General features: G+C 34.3%; 18 protein-coding genes and 1 pseudogene. 14 read left to right on the top strand and 5 right to left on the bottom strand.

The window, feature by feature from the left end:
* The first annotated feature begins 9 nt into the window (after positions 1-9).
* From AAIE21_RS17825 to AAIE21_RS17810, 4 genes are all read left to right on the top strand, one after another.
* Entirely contained in the window at positions 10-333 is a 324-nt protein-coding gene (locus tag AAIE21_RS17825) for a hypothetical protein (protein WP_343267993.1), read from the top strand.
* A gap of 63 nt (positions 334-396) precedes the next feature.
* Positions 397-627, top strand: a complete 231-nt coding sequence (locus AAIE21_RS17820) for a hypothetical protein (RefSeq protein WP_343267992.1) — start codon at positions 397-399, stop codon at positions 625-627.
* Between the two features lie 175 nt (positions 628-802).
* Complete coding sequence (locus tag AAIE21_RS17815; RefSeq protein ID WP_343267991.1) at positions 803-2,074, top strand: hemolysin family protein; 1,272 nt, start codon at positions 803-805, stop codon at positions 2,072-2,074.
* A gap of 267 nt (positions 2,075-2,341) precedes the next feature.
* Positions 2,342-3,103: a TerC family protein gene (locus AAIE21_RS17810; RefSeq protein WP_343267990.1), complete on the top strand. Its 762-nt coding sequence runs from the start codon at positions 2,342-2,344 to the stop codon at positions 3,101-3,103.
* A 176-nt stretch (positions 3,104-3,279) separates the two neighbouring features.
* On the opposite strand, the gene AAIE21_RS17805 is transcribed toward AAIE21_RS17810, so the two are convergent.
* Positions 3,280-3,699 (bottom strand): ATP-binding protein, encoded by a 420-nt coding sequence (locus tag AAIE21_RS17805; RefSeq protein WP_343267989.1) that lies wholly within the window; start codon positions 3,697-3,699, stop codon positions 3,280-3,282.
* A 388-nt stretch (positions 3,700-4,087) separates the two neighbouring features.
* Positions 4,088-4,711 carry a histidine phosphatase family protein gene (locus tag AAIE21_RS17800; protein WP_343267988.1) on the bottom strand — a complete coding sequence of 208 codons (624 nt, stop codon included), beginning with the start codon at positions 4,709-4,711 and terminating at the stop codon, positions 4,088-4,090.
* A gap of 744 nt (positions 4,712-5,455) precedes the next feature.
* On the opposite strand from AAIE21_RS17800, the gene AAIE21_RS17795 reads away from it, so the two are divergent.
* From AAIE21_RS17795 to AAIE21_RS17770, 6 genes are all read left to right on the top strand, one after another.
* Positions 5,456-6,859, top strand: a complete 1,404-nt coding sequence (locus AAIE21_RS17795) for a cytochrome ubiquinol oxidase subunit I (protein ID WP_343267987.1) — start codon at positions 5,456-5,458, stop codon at positions 6,857-6,859.
* Positions 6,846-7,862, top strand: coding sequence for a cytochrome d ubiquinol oxidase subunit II (gene cydB, locus AAIE21_RS17790; protein ID WP_343267986.1), 1,017 nt, complete (start codon positions 6,846-6,848; stop codon positions 7,860-7,862). The genes AAIE21_RS17795 and cydB overlap by 14 nt, the downstream gene beginning before the upstream one ends.
* Complete coding sequence (gene cydD / locus AAIE21_RS17785) at positions 7,862-9,583, top strand: thiol reductant ABC exporter subunit CydD (protein WP_343267985.1); 1,722 nt, start codon at positions 7,862-7,864, stop codon at positions 9,581-9,583. The genes cydB and cydD overlap by 1 nt, the downstream gene beginning before the upstream one ends.
* Positions 9,580-11,304 (top strand): thiol reductant ABC exporter subunit CydC, encoded by a 1,725-nt coding sequence (gene cydC, locus AAIE21_RS17780; protein WP_343267984.1) that lies wholly within the window; start codon positions 9,580-9,582, stop codon positions 11,302-11,304. Before cydD ends, cydC begins: the two co-directional genes overlap by 4 nt.
* Before the next feature lie 207 nt (positions 11,305-11,511).
* Positions 11,512-11,733, top strand: a complete 222-nt coding sequence (locus tag AAIE21_RS17775) for a hypothetical protein (RefSeq protein WP_343267983.1) — start codon at positions 11,512-11,514, stop codon at positions 11,731-11,733.
* Positions 11,734-11,966: 233 nt separating this feature from the next.
* Positions 11,967-12,416: a DUF6376 family protein gene (locus tag AAIE21_RS17770; protein ID WP_343267982.1), complete on the top strand. Its 450-nt coding sequence runs from the start codon at positions 11,967-11,969 to the stop codon at positions 12,414-12,416.
* A 318-nt stretch (positions 12,417-12,734) separates the two neighbouring features.
* Here AAIE21_RS17770 and AAIE21_RS17765 read toward each other — a convergent pair whose 3' ends face one another.
* Positions 12,735-13,736 carry a S66 family peptidase gene (locus AAIE21_RS17765; RefSeq protein WP_343267981.1) on the bottom strand — a complete coding sequence of 334 codons (1,002 nt, stop codon included), beginning with the start codon at positions 13,734-13,736 and terminating at the stop codon, positions 12,735-12,737.
* A 230-nt stretch (positions 13,737-13,966) separates the two neighbouring features.
* On the opposite strand from AAIE21_RS17765, the gene AAIE21_RS17760 reads away from it, so the two are divergent.
* Positions 13,967-14,950: a D-alanyl-D-alanine carboxypeptidase family protein gene (locus tag AAIE21_RS17760; RefSeq protein WP_343267980.1), complete on the top strand. Its 984-nt coding sequence runs from the start codon at positions 13,967-13,969 to the stop codon at positions 14,948-14,950.
* Positions 14,951-15,186: 236 nt separating this feature from the next.
* Positions 15,187-15,786, top strand: a complete 600-nt coding sequence (locus AAIE21_RS17755) for a nitroreductase family protein (RefSeq protein ID WP_343267979.1) — start codon at positions 15,187-15,189, stop codon at positions 15,784-15,786.
* Positions 15,787-15,844: 58 nt separating this feature from the next.
* Here the strand turns inward: AAIE21_RS17755 and AAIE21_RS17750 are convergent, their stop codons facing one another.
* On the bottom strand, positions 15,845-16,027 hold the full coding sequence (locus AAIE21_RS17750; protein ID WP_343267978.1) for a hypothetical protein: 183 nt from the start codon (positions 16,025-16,027) through the stop codon (positions 15,845-15,847).
* 142 nt (positions 16,028-16,169) lie between these two features.
* On the opposite strand from AAIE21_RS17750, the pseudogene AAIE21_RS17745 reads away from it, so the two are divergent.
* A pseudogene (locus tag AAIE21_RS17745) lies at positions 16,170-16,836 on the top strand (TrmB family transcriptional regulator).
* 520 nt (positions 16,837-17,356) lie between these two features.
* Positions 17,357-18,643 carry an enterotoxin EntFM gene (gene entFM / locus AAIE21_RS17740; protein ID WP_343267977.1) on the top strand — a complete coding sequence of 429 codons (1,287 nt, stop codon included), beginning with the start codon at positions 17,357-17,359 and terminating at the stop codon, positions 18,641-18,643.
* A gap of 174 nt (positions 18,644-18,817) precedes the next feature.
* Here entFM and AAIE21_RS17735 read toward each other — a convergent pair whose 3' ends face one another.
* Entirely contained in the window at positions 18,818-19,582 is a 765-nt protein-coding gene (locus tag AAIE21_RS17735) for an alpha/beta fold hydrolase (RefSeq protein WP_343267976.1), read from the bottom strand.
* Positions 19,583-19,641 lie beyond the last annotated feature (59 nt).

The following is a 19,641-nucleotide window of genomic DNA, read 5'->3' as shown; positions in this document are numbered from 1 at the left end:
GAAATCGAATTGTCTAATTCTATCCGTTTTCTATTGAAACAAGCCTCCCCCTATACACTTGTAAAAGAACTAATAATCAATGGAAAAGAAGTATCAGGGATTGGAAAGTTTGTAAAGTTTGACAGATTATCAGGCCTTGCTTATTTCAGTAAAGAGTCTAATGGTATTTTTGTGGTAATATGCGAGAAAATTAACAAAATTGAGTTTGCATCCGCAGCCGAAACCAAACCGAAACCGATACGGGAACCGAAACTGATACTGAAACCGATACGGGAACCGAAATCGAAACCGATACCGAAACCGAAACTCAACTTTAAAACAAAAACTGAGTAATAATAGGCCTGGCTATATGAATGAAATATAGTAAAGTAATTGAAAGTAAAGGAGGAAACTAAATTGCCTCACCCAATCTGTCGGCTGTTGGAAGAAACCCCTCCAGGTACATTTGTAAAACAAATATTGATGAGTGGAGAAGATATCTCTGGATTTGACACATTTGTAAAGTACGATAAACTAGAAGGTCTTGTCCATTTTACCAATAAATCAAATAGTAGTTCTTTTGTGGCGGCCGGTGAAAGAATTGACATGATTGAGTTTATAATTGAAACCAAATCCAAGCAAAAATGAGTTTGGATTTATATCAAATTTCTGGATATAAAAATGTAGGTTTTAAATCTTATGCATGCCCCAGGCGTCTGTGAGCATGCTTTCACACAAAGGGTATATTCCCTTTTTTTTTATCATTTTATTTAAATTTTTGAAACCGTTAAAAGAAAAAATTTATTTTTTGGAGGTGATATTGATGTTTTCAATCATTCTTTTAGTTTTTCTCTTTTTATTGTCCTCATTCTTTGCCTCAGCAGAAACCGCTTTATCAAGTGTGAATCAAGTAAGGTTAAAAAAATTTGTTAACGAAGGAAGAAGGGGAAGTGGTAAAGCTCTTTATCTTACTAAACCTGAAAATTTTGATAAATCACTTTCTTCAATTCTAGTGGGAAATAACATTGTGAACATTGCAGCGGCAAGTATATCAACTAAATTGTTGACTGATATATTTGGCGGAAATATGGGTGTATGGATAAGTACAGTAATCATGAGTATTCTGATATTGGTATTTGGAGAAATCATTCCGAAATCATTAGCGAAGAATCATGCAGAATCTTATTCTTTAGCTATATCAAATGTTATATATGTTTTAAATAAATTGCTTGCCCCTATAAATTCTCTTCTCCTCAGTTCAAAAGCACTGTTCACAAAAATGTTTTCAAATAATAATAAATTACCTTCTATCACTGAAGAAGAAATAAAATTAATTATAGATATGGGTAAGGAAGAGGGAGCAATTGATGCTGTAGAAAGGAAACTAATCCATCGATCAATGAATTTGGATGAGATCTCCTTGAAAGAAATTTTAACTCCACGTGTGGATATTGTTGCTATTGATATCACCTTAACCACTGAAGAAATAACAAAAGTTTTTTTTAAAGAGCGTTTTTCAAGAATTCTTGTTTATGAAAAGAGTATGGATAATATTATTGGATTTTTATCTAAGAAGGAATTTTTATCGCATTTACTAAAGTATAAAGAGATAAATATTAAAGAACTGCTAAGAGAACCATTGTATGTAGCGGAATCTATGAAGACTTCAGCTCTATTACCGCGCTTGCAAAAAGACAAAATGCGTATGGCAATTGTTTTAAATGAATTTGGAGTAACAATAGGTCTCGTAACTTTGGAGGATATTTTAGAGATGATTGTTGGTGAAATATTGGACGAACATGAAGGACCGAAGAAATTAGTATCTCAAATAAATGAAAATGTATACATTTTTGATGCTCAATACCCTTTACGTGATTTCGCTGAGTTGATGCATGTATCCTTACCTAAAAGTGCCTATTTTGTACTAGGAGGATGGATTCTCGAAAAGCTTGAAGTAATTCCTTCAAAAGGAGATTTATTTTATTATGAAAAATTAAAGATAAGTGTCGATGAAGTAGTAGACAGACGAGTAAGAAAGATTAAAGTTGAAATTCAGGGCAACGAAGTAGCGCATAAAAACAGCTCTGAGGAGTAAAAAGTTTTCGGAATAATATCGAATCACACACCCCTAAAATACAACAAATTTAAGATGATTTTCTTTATCAAAAACATGTTTAAAGCGTATTTTATGGGGTTATTAAGAGAGATTATGAAAAATTTCAAAGCCCGGAATTTCAAATTGTAAAATAGTTAGGAGAATAATTAAATAATCTATAGAACACAGGTGGTGAACCAATAACATACTTTCTTTCTTGAATTGTTAACTTTATATGATTATTAGTTTTAGAAAGGAGAGAATTGGATGGAGTCATTATGGCTAGAGTATGCTTGGGCATTGTTAATTCTAATAGGGTTAGAAGGATTGCTATCGGCAGACAATGCCCTTGTACTAGCAGTGATAGCCAAGCATTTACCCGAAAACCAGAAAAAAAGAGCTATAAATTACGGAATCATTACGGCCTTTGCTTTCCGATTTGCTGCCCTTTTTGCCATTTCATTTATTGCAAATGTCTGGCAGATACAGGCAATAGGAGCAGCTTATCTTCTTTACCTAGGATTAAAGCATGTCATTCAGGCACGGTTCGGAAAAGACAATAAGAATATTCATAAGGACAATGAAAAGGAATCGGCAGGTAAAGGCTACTGGTTCACAGTAGGAAAGATTGCATTAGCTGACCTTGCTTTTGCAATGGATTCGATACTAGCTGCGGTTGCTCTTGCCCTGGGTCTTCCAGATTCACCGCTAGACGATTTCGGTGGTATGGATGGAGGACAGTTCATTGTAGTTCTTCTTGGAGGTATTGCCGGACTTGTCTTAATTAAATTTGCAGCAACCTGGTTTGTGAAACTTCTTGAAACACGTCCAGCATTGGAAACAACAGCATATGCAATTGTTGCCTGGGTCGGTGTCAAACTTACTGTAATTACCCTTGCCCATGAGGATATTGGTATCTTAGATCATCATTTTCCGCACAGTACAGCTTGGACTCTGATTTTCTATGGAGTTTTAGTCGGTATCGCCCTAATTGGTTGGTTTGCACCAAGAAATAAGTCTTTCAGATAAATCCTAAAAGGTAAGGTAATTGTAAAATAACTTGTATGCAAATCACTTGGATACATGATGTTATCAAAATATTATAAATTATAGTAAAATTAAAGGTGGTGAATAAAGCTGCCTCATTAATGGTGATCAGATTGCTGAGAAAGGGAGTATACACTCTTTCTCTAAATTTATTACAGTTATAAAATGAATGAATTGCCATTCGTTTTATAACTGATATTAATTATTTCAGCCATTCGATGAATATCAAGTCTTCTCTCGCTTTGTAAAGCAGATAATATTAAAAGCGAATAAATAGGTAATGATCTTCCTGTTCTGTTTTCTTCATTTGAAATCATTTTAGTAAAAGCAAAATCTGGTTTTGCCCGTTGAATAAATAACTTTACATATCTATCTGTAGACTCTGAACAATCCGTCCATGGTCTTCCGTACATAATAGATCCTTCGAAAATCCTATCAATTCCACGCTCAGTTTTCTCCGCCAAACCAATTCTTTTTAGAGTATCTGCTAAAGCCTGATTCCGTCCATGCGGCTCAACCGTTAACAGATTATTAAAATTAACCCCTTCTATAAATCCACCAGGGCTACTAATAGTCATCCCTTCATCTTCAGTAACCAATGACAAATACAGCAAAAAAAATAGCAAATTTATTTAAAATTTATATGGATTTTTGAGGAAGGTTATTCAAGGAGTATTCAAACCGAAATTTTGCGAATTAAAAACCCTTTCTCGGAAATTCGAGAAAGGGCCGTAAACGTTGATATACCAATAATATTAACGATTTGAGAACTGAGGTGCACGACGAGCGCCTTTAAGGAAGTATTTTTTACGCTCTTTTATTAATTTGCGGGATATATATCTTCACGAGAGAAATTAGATTATCGTTTACCGGTTAACCCCTTTTCACTAGGGTTCGAGAATTTGATGTTATCTTTTACCGTTTGATCTAATTCAACCTGTGAATGGGCTTGGCCTATACTTAAAATCAAATATCCTCTTCAAAATGAGATGTATCACCTACCATTTCAAATAGGAATCTTTTACCATCCCAATGAAAGACAGTAAGACTTGTCCCATAAATGAATGGAGGATCCCACATTTTTTCGGTAGAGATATTCATGGTGTAGAGTAATAGGGCTTTAATCGTTGCTGCATGTGAGACAATTAGAACATTACCACTGGGATTTTCAGCAAGGATTTTATTTAAAACATTCTCGACCCTTTTTTTTAAATCGTTGATTCCTTCCCCTTTATGTGGTCTATGATCGTATAGATGAGGAGCGTTCCAATAATGGAAATACTCTTTTTTAAAATTTTTTTCAATCTCTTCCTTTGTCTTCCCCTCCCATTCTCCGTAACTTATTTCTTTTAAATTTTCGTCCGTTATAATGGGAATGTTTCTTCCTGAACAAATATATTTTGCCGTTTGAATGGTACGCTCGTTAGGGCTTGAATAAACGGCACAAAATTCAATGTTCGATAATCTTTTCCCCAACAATTTAGCATTTCTTATTCCTTTTTCCGTAAGCGGAGAGTTTTTCCATCCTTGTAAGCGATTCTCCGTATTCCATTGTGTCTCACCATGACGTACTAAATAAATCGTTAACATAAATTCCTCCTCCAATTTTAAATTTTTTCTATCATATACAAAAAAATGAAAGGACTTTACGCCGATCCTTTCTTTGACATCGAATATAATATTTTTACGACATTAACATATTCTTTTGAAACGCACCTTTTTAATAAGAGTCTTTCTAAACCCGAATAACCCTGGATTTGTGTAGGTAATTCTCCGGTCTAGCACCTTAGACATCATCGTTATACTATATATTATGTAATAACTTCCTATCAGGAAGTGTATAAGCCTACTTCACATGAAAGTGTGCTGTTTCAAAAGGCCTTTTTAAGAGTAATAGTATCAGTATGTCCAAGCTTAAGAGATTAATTGCAATTGTTTTAAGGTTTTTACACCAGAACCGTTTGAAAAGTAGGTTGTATGTTTAAAAAACATATTTTTATAATATAAAATTTCTATTTCAAAAAAATTACAAAAGACATATTTCAGACAAAATCCTGTCAATAATACGTCAAAAATCACCTGAATTTATTATGCAAGTATATTATACAATTTGATTAACAAACAAAACACTGTGGAAATAGTGAAAAGGTAAAGTGTAAGTAAGAAATGTTTACTTTGATGTATTAAAAGACTGAAAATTTATACTTTCCGACAATACATAAGTGGTACTATTTTTTCGTATTTCCAATGGATTGGATTGCAATGAGAATCTCTTTAATCATTATGACTCAATCTATTTAAAATATAAACATTTAAGAAGGAAGTGACTTTGACATGGATACGCTCGAATTAGCACGAATACAATTTGCATCCACGACGATTTTTCATTATTTTTTCGTTCCGTTGTCTATTGGTTTAGCTTTTATCATTGCGCTAATGCAAACGTTGTATGTGGTAAAGGGACAAGAAATTTATAAGAAGATGACAAAGTTTTGGGCGCAGTTATTCCTTGTTAACTTTGCAGTAGGTGTTGTAACAGGAATTTTACAAGAATTTCAGTTTGGTATGAACTGGTCAACGTATTCACGTTTTGTTGGTGATGTTTTTGGACCATCACTTGCAATTGAAGGGCTATTAGCCTTTTTTATAGAATCAACATTTCTTGGGTTATGGGTATTTGGTGCGGATAAACTTCCGAAGCGAATCCACCTTTTATGTATTTGGCTCCTTTCACTAGGAACAATGTTATCAGCATTTTGGATTTTAACTGCAAGTGCCTTTATGCATGCTCCAGTAGGATATGAAATGACAGCAGATGGACGTGCACAGATGAATGATTTCTTGGCAATTATTCAAAACCCGCAATTATGGGTGCAATTCCCTCATACAATTACAGCAGCATTGGCAACAGGAGCATTCTTTATTGCTGGTGTGAGCACTTGGAAAATTTCAAGAAGACAAGAGACAGAGATGTTTAAAAAGTCTTTCCGGGTTTCAATTATTGTTGGAACAATTGCAACAGCTCTTGTATTATTTTTCGGTCATGCGCAAGCACAGCATTTAATTAAATCACAGCCAATGAAAATGGCAGCAGCTGAAGCATTGTGGAATACGAGTGAGGATCCAGCACCATTCACGGTGATAGCAGGTATTAATCCAGAAACAAAATCAAATTCATTTGAAATTCAAATTCCATACATGTTAAGTCTATTGTCTTATGATAAATTTAGCGGTCAAGTAGAAGGTATGAATCAAATTCAAAAGCAATATGAAGAGAAATACGGACCTGGAGATTATATTCCGCCAGTAAAAACGATGTTTTGGAGCTTTAGAGCGATGGTAATGAGCGGAACATTTATGTTACTTCTAGGAGCATACGGATGGTTCTTATCAAGAAAAGATCGTTTAACTGAAAAGCCTTGGTATTTAAAATTAATGGTGTGTGCGATTGCTCTTCCATTCATCGGTAATACAGTTGGATGGATTATGACTGAAATGGGTCGTCAACCGTGGGTTGTCTTTGGTGTTATGAAAACAGAAGATGCTGTATCACCAAATGTAACATTTGGCGAAGTATTATTCTCGCTTATTTCATTCACATCATTGTATTTAATTATGGGTGGAATTTGCGTTTACTTATTCGTTCGTATTATTAAAGGACATGCGAATAAGAAAACGAAAAAGGATTATCAAAGCCATGATCCGTTTGATAAGGAGGAAGAGTATGTTATCTCTTAATGAGTTGTGGTTTTTAATTATTTCAATCTTATTTGTTGGATTTTTTGTACTTGAAGGTTTCGATTTTGGTGTAGGAACAGTTTCAAGGTTTTTAGGAAAGAACGATTTTGAAAAACGAGTTTACTTAAATACAATTGGACCGTTTTGGCATGCGAATGAAGTATGGCTTGTTTGTGCTGGTGGTGCTATGTTTGCGGCATTTCCACATTGGTATGCAACATTATTTAGCGGCTTCTATATTCCGTTTGTATTTATGTTACTTGCCTTAATTACGAGAGGAGCTGCCTTTAAATTTCGCGCGAAAATAGACAATCATAAATGGAAGAGCGCATGGGATTGGGGCATATTTATTGGAAGTTTGCTACCACCTATCCTTTGGGGAATTGCGATCGCAAACTTTATGGTAGGTGTACCAATTGATGAAACTAAAAATGTTGTAGGTGGATTCCTGCAATTACTGCATCCATTTGCGTTACTTGGAGGAGCGATGTTCCTACTATTATGTATCGTCCATGGATTACAATTTCTCACAATACGTACAACTGGTAAATTACGAGAACGTGCACGTATTGCTGCAATAAAAATTGTACCTTTTTCCTTAATAGCACTCCTTATTTTTGCCGGTGTAGGATTATGGAAAACCGATATTTTCACTGCTCATGGCACAGAGTGGATTATGGTTCCAATTGGAGCTTTTGTAGCGTTATTTGCGTCAACATTATTAAATAAAAGAAGAAGAGACGGTTGGGCTTTCTTTATGACGAGTTTAACAATCATTTTGCTAAGTGCAAGTGTGTTTATTGGCATGTTCCCGCGTGTCATGATTAGTACGTTAGGAGCGATGAATGATTTAACAATTTATAATGCAGCATCAGGGGCTTACGCATTAAAACTCATGACGTATTTTTCGATTGCTATATTGCCGTTTGTAATCGGAAGTCAAATATGGAGTTTTTATGTGTTTAGACAACCTGTAAAGTCAGACAATGATTTGGAGTACTAATGAAAAGAAAAAGAGGACTTCCATCGTATCCTGGTAGCCAGTTTTTATATATTATATTAGGTTTTATTAGTGTGTTAGAAGCGTGTAGTATTGTTGCACAATCTATATTTTTAGCTCGTGCGATTACATTTTTATTTCAAGGAGAACAAGTACAGGGGGTACTGAATGAAATTTTATATTTTGGAATTTCATTTGCTGTACGTCAAATATTGATTCGAATATCACAGCTACTTGTTGAACGCTTTGCTGAAAAAGTAGGATTACTACTGCGCAAACAATTAATTGAGGCATATTTCACATTAGGACCAAGATTTGTTCAAACAAGCGGAACTGGTCATCTGGTGACCTTATCAATTGAAGGAATAGAAAAGTTTAAAACATATGTTGAGCTAACCATTCCCCGAATGATCAGAAGTTGTATCGTTCCAGCACTTCTTGTTATTTATGTCTTTACACTTGATGTGGAGTCAGCGGTGATTTTAGTTGTAACAATCCCAATTGTCATTGTTTTTATGATCCTTTTAGGACTAGCAGCACAAAAAATGGCTGATAATCAATATGATACGTATCGCGTTTTATCAAATCATTTTGTTGATACGTTAAAAGGATTAGAAACATTAAAGTATTTAGGGAAAAGTAAACAACATGAAGGCAAAATTGAAAAGGTGAGTAAGAGATATAGAAAAGCAACGATTCGCACTTTGCGAGTTGCTTTTCTTTCTTCTTTTGCACTCGATTTCTTTACAAGTTTATCAATTGCTTTTGTAGCAGTAGGTCTTGGAATTCGTCTAATAGATGGAACGATTCTGTTGTTGCCAGCTCTTACAATTTTAATTTTAGCTCCAGAATATTTTTTACCAATTCGCCAAGTTGGGGCCAATTATCATGCGACATTAGATGGACAAATCGCGATGGAGCAAATGGAAGAGATTTTAGAGCAACAAAAAGATGTGTCAGCTCATATAAGCAGTGTAAAAATGATGTGGGATGCATCTAGTAGTATGGAATTAAAAGATATAAATGTTTGTAATGATGAAACAGGAAAAGCGATACTAGAAGATATTTGCTTTTCATGGAAAGGTAATGGAATGATTGGCATGATTGGAGAAAGTGGAGCAGGGAAATCGACATTCATCGATGTGTTAGCAGGGTTTCTTCAGCCGTCACATGGAAGCGTAATTGTGGATGGAAATACAATAAATATAAGTACGCGTGAAGCGTGGATCAAAAATATTGCTTATATTCCGCAACAACCATATATTTTTCCAATCTCATTAAGAGATAACTTATGTTTTTATGAGCCAAATACAATGAACGAAGAAGTAGAAAGAGTAATAGATGAGGTCGGTCTTCGTTCACTTATTGATTCACTTCCAAATGGAATGCATGAAAGGATTGGAGAAGGCGGTCGTATGCTAAGTGGAGGACAAGAACAGCGTATTGCAATGGCTCGTGCTCTTTTAAGTAAAAAGCCGATTATTTTATTAGATGAACCGACAGCTCACCTTGATATTGAAACTGAATTTGAGATAAAGCAAGCGATGTTACGTGTATTTAAGGGGAAGCTTGTCTTTCTTGCAACTCATCGTCTTCATTGGATGAAACAAATGGATCATATTCTTGTTTTGGAAAAAGGTAAGATTATAGAAAAAGGAACATATGAAGAGCTTTTTGCGAAAAAATCATTCCATTTTCATACTGAAGGGAGGAGAGAGAAATGAATAACTGGATTGGGCCTTATATAAAGAAAAATAAAGGGAGAATGACTCTGACCCTTATTCTCGGTCTTCTTGGGGTAAGTTCAGGGGCAATGTTACTTTTCATTTCAGGCTATTTAATTTCCAAATCTTCCCTTCGACCGGAAAATATAATGGCTGTATATGTTCCGATTGTGGCAACGCGTGCATTTAGTATCGGACAAGCGGTCTTTCATTATGTAGAGCGCTTAGTTGGACATGATGTGGTTCTCCGTATATTAGAAAAAATGCGTACAAAGTTATATAGAATAGTAGAACCGCAAGCTTTATTTTTAAGGTCTCGCTTTCAAACTGGCGATGTATTAGGTGTATTATCTGAAGATATCGAGCATCTACAAAATCTATATTTGCGTACAATATTCCCTAGTATATTAGCGTTAGCTATATATAGTATATTTGTTGTTGTCCTTGGTACATTTGATTGGATGTTTGCACTTATAGCAGGAAGCATGTTAGCTGTTATTGTCTTTCTCCTTCCATTCGTATCGCTATTCATGATGAAACAACATCATGTTATATTGAAGCGAGGTAGGAATCGTTTATATCAACAATTGACAGATGCCGTATTTGGTTTATCCGATTGGCAAGCAAGTGGCAGAACAGCTGAGTTTGTAAAAGAATATACAGAGCAAAATGTCCAGTTAGTAAAGATTGAAAAGAAAATGAAGCGTTGGCATCATATTCGAGATGGGATTATTCATTTAATAGTAGGAATGGTTGTCATTTTTATGATCATTTGGACTGGAAATCAAGCGGAAAGCGGGCAAATTGCACCAACAGTGATAGCGGCATTTATATTAATGACACTATCAATAACAAATGTGCTTATCCCTGTATCAGATGCAATTGATCGAATTCCGTCTTATATAGAGTCTGCACGACGGCTTACTGGTGTAGAAAATGGTATGGCTCCGCAAGATGAACGAGGGAAGGATGAAGACAAAAGCGATGTTGTGCCAAAAGATGTAGAGATTGAATTGTGCAATGTGTCGTATAGTTATCCGGAAAGTAACGAGTTGGTATTAAAAGATGTATCGCTTAAAATAAAGGCGGGAAAGAAGATTGCTATTTTAGGGAGAAGTGGAACAGGGAAATCTACTTTATTAAAGTTATTAACCGGTGCGCTGAGTCCAATAAACGGTCAAGTTTTACTAAATGGAAAATTAGCACATATGAATCTGTTATCAAAATATATTTCTGTGTTAAATCAAAAGCCACATTTGTTTGACACGACGATTGGGAATAACGTGCGCATCGGAAGACCTGAAGCTGCTGATCAAGATATTTGGAAAGCTTTAGAACAAGCACAAATTGCTTCTCATATTCAATCTCTTTCGGATGGGTTACAAACGAAAATGCATGAGATGGGGAAGAGATTTTCCGGAGGTGAAAGGCAAAGAATTGCTTTTGCAAGAACTCTTATGCAAGAAGCACCCATTATTGTACTGGATGAACCAACTATTGGCTTGGATCCTAAAACGGAATCAGCTTTATTAGAAACGATGTTTGCAGCAACGAAAGATAAAACTGTAATTTGGGTAACACATCATCTTGTAGGGATTGAGCATGTGGATGAAATTATTTTTCTTGAAGATGGTCACATCACGATACAAGGTAGTCATGAACAACTTCTTGTAGAGAGTGAGAAATATCGTAGACTCTATGAGATGGATAAAGGAATATAAGAACATCATTATGAAAAGCACGAATTCTTGATAGTTTAAGATTTGTGCTTTTTTATTTTGGAGATTTTAAAAGAGTGGTTCGTATGACTATGGGACATGAATGCTTTATCGAATGGAGAGTATCGTACGATTTATAAGTGGGTTTAGAACCTAGCAGATAAAGGCAATACTGAGCAGTAGTAGGAATGTAAGTGAAAGGATGATTGTATGTTTGAAGAAGATGGGATAATTTTACTTATGGAACCTCTAGATGAAAGAAATCTTAGGAAATTTATTTTGACTATACCTCAGTCAGTTTATAAGAGAAAAGAAATTTCTTTACAATATGGAGCGGCTATAGGGGAAGGATACACAAATGTTATTGAGGAAATTATCAGTGTTCATATAGAATCAGAACTTGTCACAGTTATAGGATATGTAAGAAAGTAAGCGGCAGGATAAAAAAATTGACATACTTAAGCGATGCTTAAGTATGTTTTTTTTATGAAAAATCCGTATGCTTTTCAAAATTGATTATAAAAAGGAAAATGAAAAGTTTTGCTAGAATATATAAGTTGAGGTATTAAATAGCTAGTATTTTGAATGAAAGTATAACGAAAGGAATAAGTGTTTATAAATGTATAGAAGAAACAATGAATTAGTATTCATTTAGGAGGTAAAATATGAAATTAAAAAAGACAATCTTACTTGTGTTTTTAATTACAATTGGTTTAATGGGATGTTCTGTAATTGAAGAAGGTAAGAATTCAATTGATTATGCTCAAAAGGCTACAGACTATGTGAATGAAGTAAGTGCGTTTGCAAATGAAGCGCCGGGATTAGTAGAAAAGGCAATCAATGATAGTGCAGCCCGAAAAGAGTTAGAAACTAAACTCGGAGAAATTCAAAAGGATATTCCAGCTTTTAATGAATTGACACCACCAGATGCAGCAAAGGACATTCATCAGCAAATTGTTGGATATAATGAAAAGTTAAATGCGCTAATTGATACAACTATGAAAAAGATAGAAGAAGGGAAAATGGATGTAGAACAATTCAAAAACTCAGAGCTTATGAAGACAGTGCAACAAGTTCAAGATTTAAAAGATAAAGTTCAAAATTTAGGGCAGTAGAGAGGATATGAAAAAAGTCCGTTATAAATAACGGACTTTTTTCTATATAATAAGGATGTATTTTCTTATTGTATGGAAAACAACAACTCTAATTTCAATGATAATGTTACCGATTACTTTTTCCTTTATAATGATTTCATCTAGGAAATATCAACCGAACATTGAAATGATGAGGTAACTTAGTGACGCTAATGCAGATGCTTGTTTTAATGCAAAAAATATTTAGCCCAGCATTAATTCCTAATAAAGAGTTATTTTTTTGTTAAATTTGTAAGTAATTTAAAATAAAGATATTCAAAGAATCGCTAAACTTCATATTTATTTTTTCCATTGCTCAATGATACTTACTCTTTTATTTGTTGCATCCATCTCAACTTGAGCACCAATTGGCATAGTAATCATCGGATGTGTATGGCAACAATCAAAGTCTGCAAGAAATGGCAATTTACGATCCTTTAGCACTTCTAGTAATATTTCATGTGGTTTTCGATTTGTACTGCAATCGTTGAATTGCTCATGTTTGCCAAGAATGATTCCTGAAATTTTATCAAATACGCCGTTAATTTTAAGCAATGAGAAACTTCTTTCAATGGTAGCGGCGTCTTTGGAGCTATCTTCAATAAAGAGAATATCTCCTTCTTTAATATCAGGCATAAATGGGCTACCCCATATACCTTGTAGTGTATTTAAGTTTCCGCCCATTAGTCTTCCCGTTGTTTGTCCACTATTTACACAAATCCACTCGTTTTTTCTTAGTTCTTTCTCCTTTGTTTTTTCTTCCCAGTTTATAAATTCATCTGTCCAAAATAAAGGTATATCTAGCTTATAAGGGACGTCTTGATTATCCATTAAAGCTTCTTTAAAGTATGTATAAGTAAAGTCTACAAAAGGTTCAAATTCACCAAAAGAGGGAACAAGTGCTGGTCCATAAAATGTAGTAATGCCTGTTTTTGCATAGATTCCAAGTAGCAAAGCTGTAGTGTCTGAGTACCCAACCATAATTTTTGGGTTTTCTTTAAATGCTTCATAATCAATATAAGGTAAAAGAGAGTTTGAATTCATCCCGCCAATTGTTGACATGATGCATGTAACATCAGGATGTTTAATTAGTGCGTTTAATTCTTCAGCACGTTCTTGAATGCTTCCTGAACGATAAAAATCCTGCTTGCCTGTAAGATGGCCTTCTAATATGCGGAATCCTTTATCTTGTAAATATTTTTTAGCCCGACTAAATCTTTTGGGCGATGTATATGTTACGGGTGAAGAAGGAGAGTAAATACCAATAGTATCTCCTTTTTTTAAGGGATTAAGTAGTATCATTGTATTGATCCTTTCTTGTAAAGATGGGGAGCATTTAAGTAACTTCAAAATATAATATTAGAAAATTTTTATTATTCAATATTGCATTTTAGTATAACATATACTTAACAAATAATCTTGAGAGAATAGCTATCTTGGATTCTTTCCTGTTTGACCTTGACGATTTAAAGGCATTGTTGTTATGGTTAAATTTGAAATTATAAATAGGTAGAGTAAAAGGAGATTTAGTGATGAAAAGGTTAGGGTGGGGAAGCATAACAATACTCTGTGCTATTATTTTGGGTACATGTTGGTTCTTTTTCCAGGGGAGTATCCTAGAAAAGAATGGTACAAATGTTTCCAAAGCAAAAGAAAAAATGACAATAGATGGTCCGCCTCTACAAGTAGCAGAGTTACCAGAGACGGGGTTATCTGAAAAGGTAATTCCACAAAAATATGTCCCAGTAGTTGAAGTGAAAGCAGCAATGATTATTGATGCAAGTGATGGACAAGTTATGTATAAAAATAATGAAGAAGAGCAGCTTGCCCCGGCGAGTATGTCAAAGATGATGACAGCATATATTCTTTTAGAAAATATACATAAAGGAAAGATTCATTGGGAAGATCAAGTGAAAATAAGTGCTAAATCAGCACAGGCGGAAGGCGCTAGAATACCGGTGCAAATGGGAGATGTAATAACGGTTAAAGACTTATACCATGCGTTAATGATCCAATCTGCCAATAATTCTGCAGTTGCTTTAGCAGAGCATATAGCAAAGACGGAGCAAGATTTTGCACAACTTATGAATCAAACAGCGAAACAATTGGAGTTATCTGAAGCGACTAAGTTTGCGAATGCTTCTGGATTGCAAGAAGCTGATGGAAGTGAAACAAAGATGACTGTAGCTGATGTAGCGAAGTTAGCGTATCATCTTGTAAAAGATTACCCAGAGATATTAGATGTTACACATTTACCTCAAAGTCAGTTAGCATTTAAAAGTACGATTGTTACGAGTACAAATGAAATGTTGAATCCAGCCAACCAAGGACTTTACGTAGAAGGAATGGATGGATTGAAAACAGGCTTTACTGATAGTGCGGGTTATTGTTTTACTGGGACTGCAAAACAAGGTGATAAACGAATCGTAACAGTTGTTATGGGTACGAAGAGTAAAATGAAACGTTTTACAGAAACACATAAATTAATGTCCTATGGCTTTGAAATTGTTAAGTAGGTGAAGGAAGGCAGCTTGTTTAAAACTCGAATTGAGTGGAAGATAAGCTGTTTTTTTATTTTAAGGGAATATAAAAGAGCTCAGAAACAAAAACTGAAAAAGTATGAGCGTTATTGTTTGAAATTACTTTTCTGTGTAAATATAATAAAGTTATGAACTTATTATTAATAAGTTAGAGGCGAAATATACCACAATATATATTAGTAAGCCTCAAATAAAAATTGGAGGGAATTAGTATGGCAAAAGATTTTTATTCAGCAATTGAAGACAGAAGATCCATTTATGCAATTAGTAAAGAGCAAGTTGTTTCTGATGAGAAAATTCAAGAAGTAGTAAATCATGCCGTAAAGTATACACCTTCAGCTTTTAATTCTCAGAGTGCAAGAGTTGTTGTTTTATTAGGTGAGCAACATGACAAACTATGGGATATTACGAAAGAAACATTACGAAAAATTGTGCCGGAAAATAATTTTGCATCAACCGAAGAAAAAATGAATGCTTTTAAAAGTGGCTATGGAACAGTTTTATACTTTGAAGATAGTAAAGTAGTAGAAGATCTTCAAGAAAATTTTGCGTTATATAAAGACAATTTCCCGACTTGGTCTCAGCAATCCTCAGGAATGCTGCAATTTGCGATTTGGACAGCATTAGAAATTGAAGGATTTGGGGCAACGCTGCAACATTATAATCCATTAATTGATGACGAGGTAAGAAAAGAATGGGGTATTCCAGAAACTTGGAAGTTGATTGCGCAAATGCCATTTGGTAAACCAGTTGCACCGACAGGGGAAAAAGAGTTTCAGCCGTTAGAAACTCGAGTGAAAATTTATAAATAAAGTAAAAAAGGATTATCAATTTTGATAATCCTTTTTCTATGCCTGTTATAGAATATCTTTATAATTTATAAGGGTTTTTTTTTGCTAATTCATCTCTTTGTTGTTTTATAGCCGTTTTTAATTCATTCTTTTTGATTTCGATAGTTGCTACTTTTTTGAATGTTAGTAAGGATAGTAAGTATACGAGTGCATAGTAGAATTCGGTATAATGTTTTGAACTATTATTGATAATTTGCTCCATTAGTAACAATAAGCCTCCTGATATTTCGATGTATAAAGGTTATTTTATCAATTAAGTTCTACAAATACCAGATTATCTAGTTCTTGTTTAGACAATTCCTAAATAATCCGCAATATTTTTCCCGATAAGAAATAACGTTACAATGATAAATAATACTCGTATATATGAAGTGTTGAATGCCCTTGAACAAAAAGGCATTGTAATGAAGGAAGAAATAAATGAAGCAGTGCCAATATTCTCCTTTACCTGTAGATGTGTTTTTAGAGGCAGTAAGAAAGACATGGGAGGAGACATACACATATGTAGAAAAAGAATTAAAAGTATTTGAAAAAAAAGAACCTGAGGTGGATCCAAGAGTAACTACTTTGAAAGGTGAAGAAAATATACTAGCTTTTTGTAGAATATTAATTCGAAGAGCGCAAAAAAAGGTTGTTTTGTCAATTTGGGATACTATGTATGAAAAGCTGTTAGGAGATTTACAAGAAAAAGAAAGAGAATGTAGCTTAAAAGGTATTGTTTTTCATGTTGAAGATCCGTTGCGAGGATTAGAAATTCATAGGAAAACAAGTTACATTGATAATATTGGGAGTCATAAATGGTTTATTTTATCAATTGATGGGAAAGAAATGGTATATGGTCATTCAATAGAACAAAAAGGAAATGCTTTTTATACAGATGATCCAGTCCATGTATATTTGCTAGAAAATTATATATGGCATGATATACTAGTGAATCGTTTAGTAAGGAATAGTGATCAAAATATGGACTCTTGGATTGCTCCAGAGAGGGATAAATGCTTTTCTATATAAGATAAAATTTTAATTAATGTGGGAGCATCTTATAGATGATTCCTTTTTACTTAACATTTTTAGTGCTACTTCATTTGAGAAAAAGTATTACTTTTAGTGAATAGTGAATGACATATAATTTTTTAGAATACTATATAGTTGATAAATGCTTAAATTTTTGTCATGATAGAAAGGTGACTCATGAAAAGAACGATTATGTAAAACCAGTAGTAAGATTCAGCGTTTACTAAGGTACTACGTTTTTATTTGTGTCATAGGTGAAGAATGGATTATACTGGGGACTTCGATTCGTTTTGTAATAGAAGAAGTATAGCTTCTATTAAGAATAGGTTATATTTGAAGTTGAAGTTCACATGAAGTTCACACAGAAGTCACATTGATAATTTAAAATAAACGACGTGTGAAAAAGAAAGCCCTTGTATAAAAATGGAATTTCATGCGGATGTTATTTCTAATATCTATATGAAATATTAATCTCATTTTTTAAGAGGGTAGTAGGGAAAGGGAGTTTATACAACTTATGAAAAAAGTACTAGCAGGTTTAGCAGCAGCATCTGTAGCTGGCGTAGCAGTTCCTGGAATGGATTCTGCTCATGCACAAGTTTCATCTGATGCACTAAAAGAAATTAATGGACAAACTCAAACGCAAACTCAAAAACAAACAATTGAAACAAAGGCAATCGAAACAAATTCTGAACTGAAATACACAGTAACAGCTGATGTGCTAAATGTTCGTTCAGGTGCTGGCACAGAACATAACATTATTTCTAAAGTAAAAGAAGGTCAAGTACTACAAGTAACTGGTCAAGAAAATGGCTGGTTTAAAGTATCTGTAAATGGTCAAACAGGTTATGTAAGTGGAGACTTCGTAACTACTGGTGGAAAGAAAGAAACTGCTGTTCAACAAGGAACAGGTAATTATACAGTTAACGTTTCTTCACTTAACGTACGCACAGGTCCTAGCGCGTCTCATACTGTTTTAGGTTCTGTAAATAAAGGCCAAACAGTACAAGTTGTAGGTGAAGTACAAGATTGGTTTAAAATTAACCATAATGGTGGAACTGGATACATAAGCAAAGACTTCGTAACAAAAGGTGGTACAGCTGTATCTAACCAAACAGAGAAACCAGCTACTAACAATAATGTTACACTTCAAACTGGTGGATCATATGTGGTTAATACAGGTGCTTTAAAAGTACGTACAGGTCCAGCTACATATAACGCTGTAATTGGTGGCGTAACAAATGGTCAGACACTACAAGTTTCTGGTGTGGAAAATAATTGGTATAAAATTAACCATAACGGTAGAACTGGTTATGTAAGTGCAGACTATGTGAAATTTGTAAAAGGCGGAACAAATAACGTAACTACGCCTTCTCGTCCAACTACTGGCGGTGAGCAAGGAAATACACAAACGGAAAAACCAACAACACCATCTGCTAATGGATCATCAATTGTGTCTATTGCACAATCACTAAATGGTTCACCATATACATGGGGAGGTACAACACCTGCTGGCTTTGACTGCAGTGGTTTCATTTACTATGTATTAAAACAAGCAGGTCACTCTGGCGGACGTCAAACTGTTGCTGGTTACTGGAGCAGCAAGACACATACTAGCAATCCACAACCAGGCGATCTAGTATACTTTAGCAATACTACTGGTGCTGGTGGTATGACTCATATGGGTATTTACTTAGGGAATGGTCAGTTCATCAGTGCAGAAACTGAAAAAACTGGTGTAAGAATTCAATCAGTAAGCAATTCTTACTGGAGTAAGCACCTAGCTGGTTATACAAAAGCATAATAAGAGAATTTAATTCTTCAATATTATAAGGAAAAGCTTTCTAGGAAACTAGAAAGCTTTTCTTATCTTTAGTTTTGTTTTTTTACACAAATGAATGATAGAAATGAAAAGGAGGGAAACACTTTTATAAATACTTGTTTCTCTCCTTTTCATTTTGTACGAACATATATTTTTCTATTTTAAATCTCCGTGTAAAAAGCGAGAATATAAATCATGGAAGTAACTAGGGCGAAATAAATTTGCGGCATGCCCAGCTAGTGGGATTTCTCTGTATAATACATTTGGTAGAATAGATTTTAAGTCAAATAGACAAGATTTGTAGAGGTGATCATGTTCTCCCATTACCCATAGAATAGGTTGCGACAGCTCTTTTAAACGAGATTTTAAATCGAATTCTAAACGGTGCTTGAGCGATTCAACAATAATTGACGAGTGTAGTTGTAAGCCAAAGCGATAATAAATGTTTTTTGAAATGACTGCAAAAGGATTTGCTTTTAATATTCCGCTTGGGAAAATTGTATTTGCATATTGATACAGCCAAGTAGAATAGTCATGTTCTCTTTTATCCCAAAATTTTCGAAAGACATTATATAACAGGGATGGATTGTTATAATGCCCACCAATATGACAAAGGCTTAATACTTTTTCAGGGTATTTGTGTGCAAATATAGTGGCAATATAGCAACCATAGCTTAGGGCACAAATATGAGCTTGTTCAATTCCTTCTTTTTCATAAAGATCGGATAGCTGTTGTACTAATCGGTCTAAAGAAAATTCGATTGCTTGTCCTTTGTCTTCACCATGTCCTAGTAAGTCATACGTTATTATATTGTAGGAAGAAGAAAAACGTTTATATTCCTTTTTAAAAGCACGACGATTTCCAACTAATCCATGAATGAATATAATGGTTTTCTTTTCGGGATTCTTGTTTGTTTGCAAAGGGATACTCCTTTCAATCAATGAAGATTAGTAAGGTTTGTGTGATATTCCTACAATAG

The sequence above is a fragment of the Paenibacillus sp. 102 genome (genome assembly GCF_039549175.1).
Lineage (GTDB): Bacteria > Bacillota > Bacilli > Bacillales > Bacillaceae_G > Bacillus_A.
The sequence above is the reverse complement of the archived record's forward strand: the minus strand, read 5'-3'. Positions and strand labels throughout refer to the sequence as shown.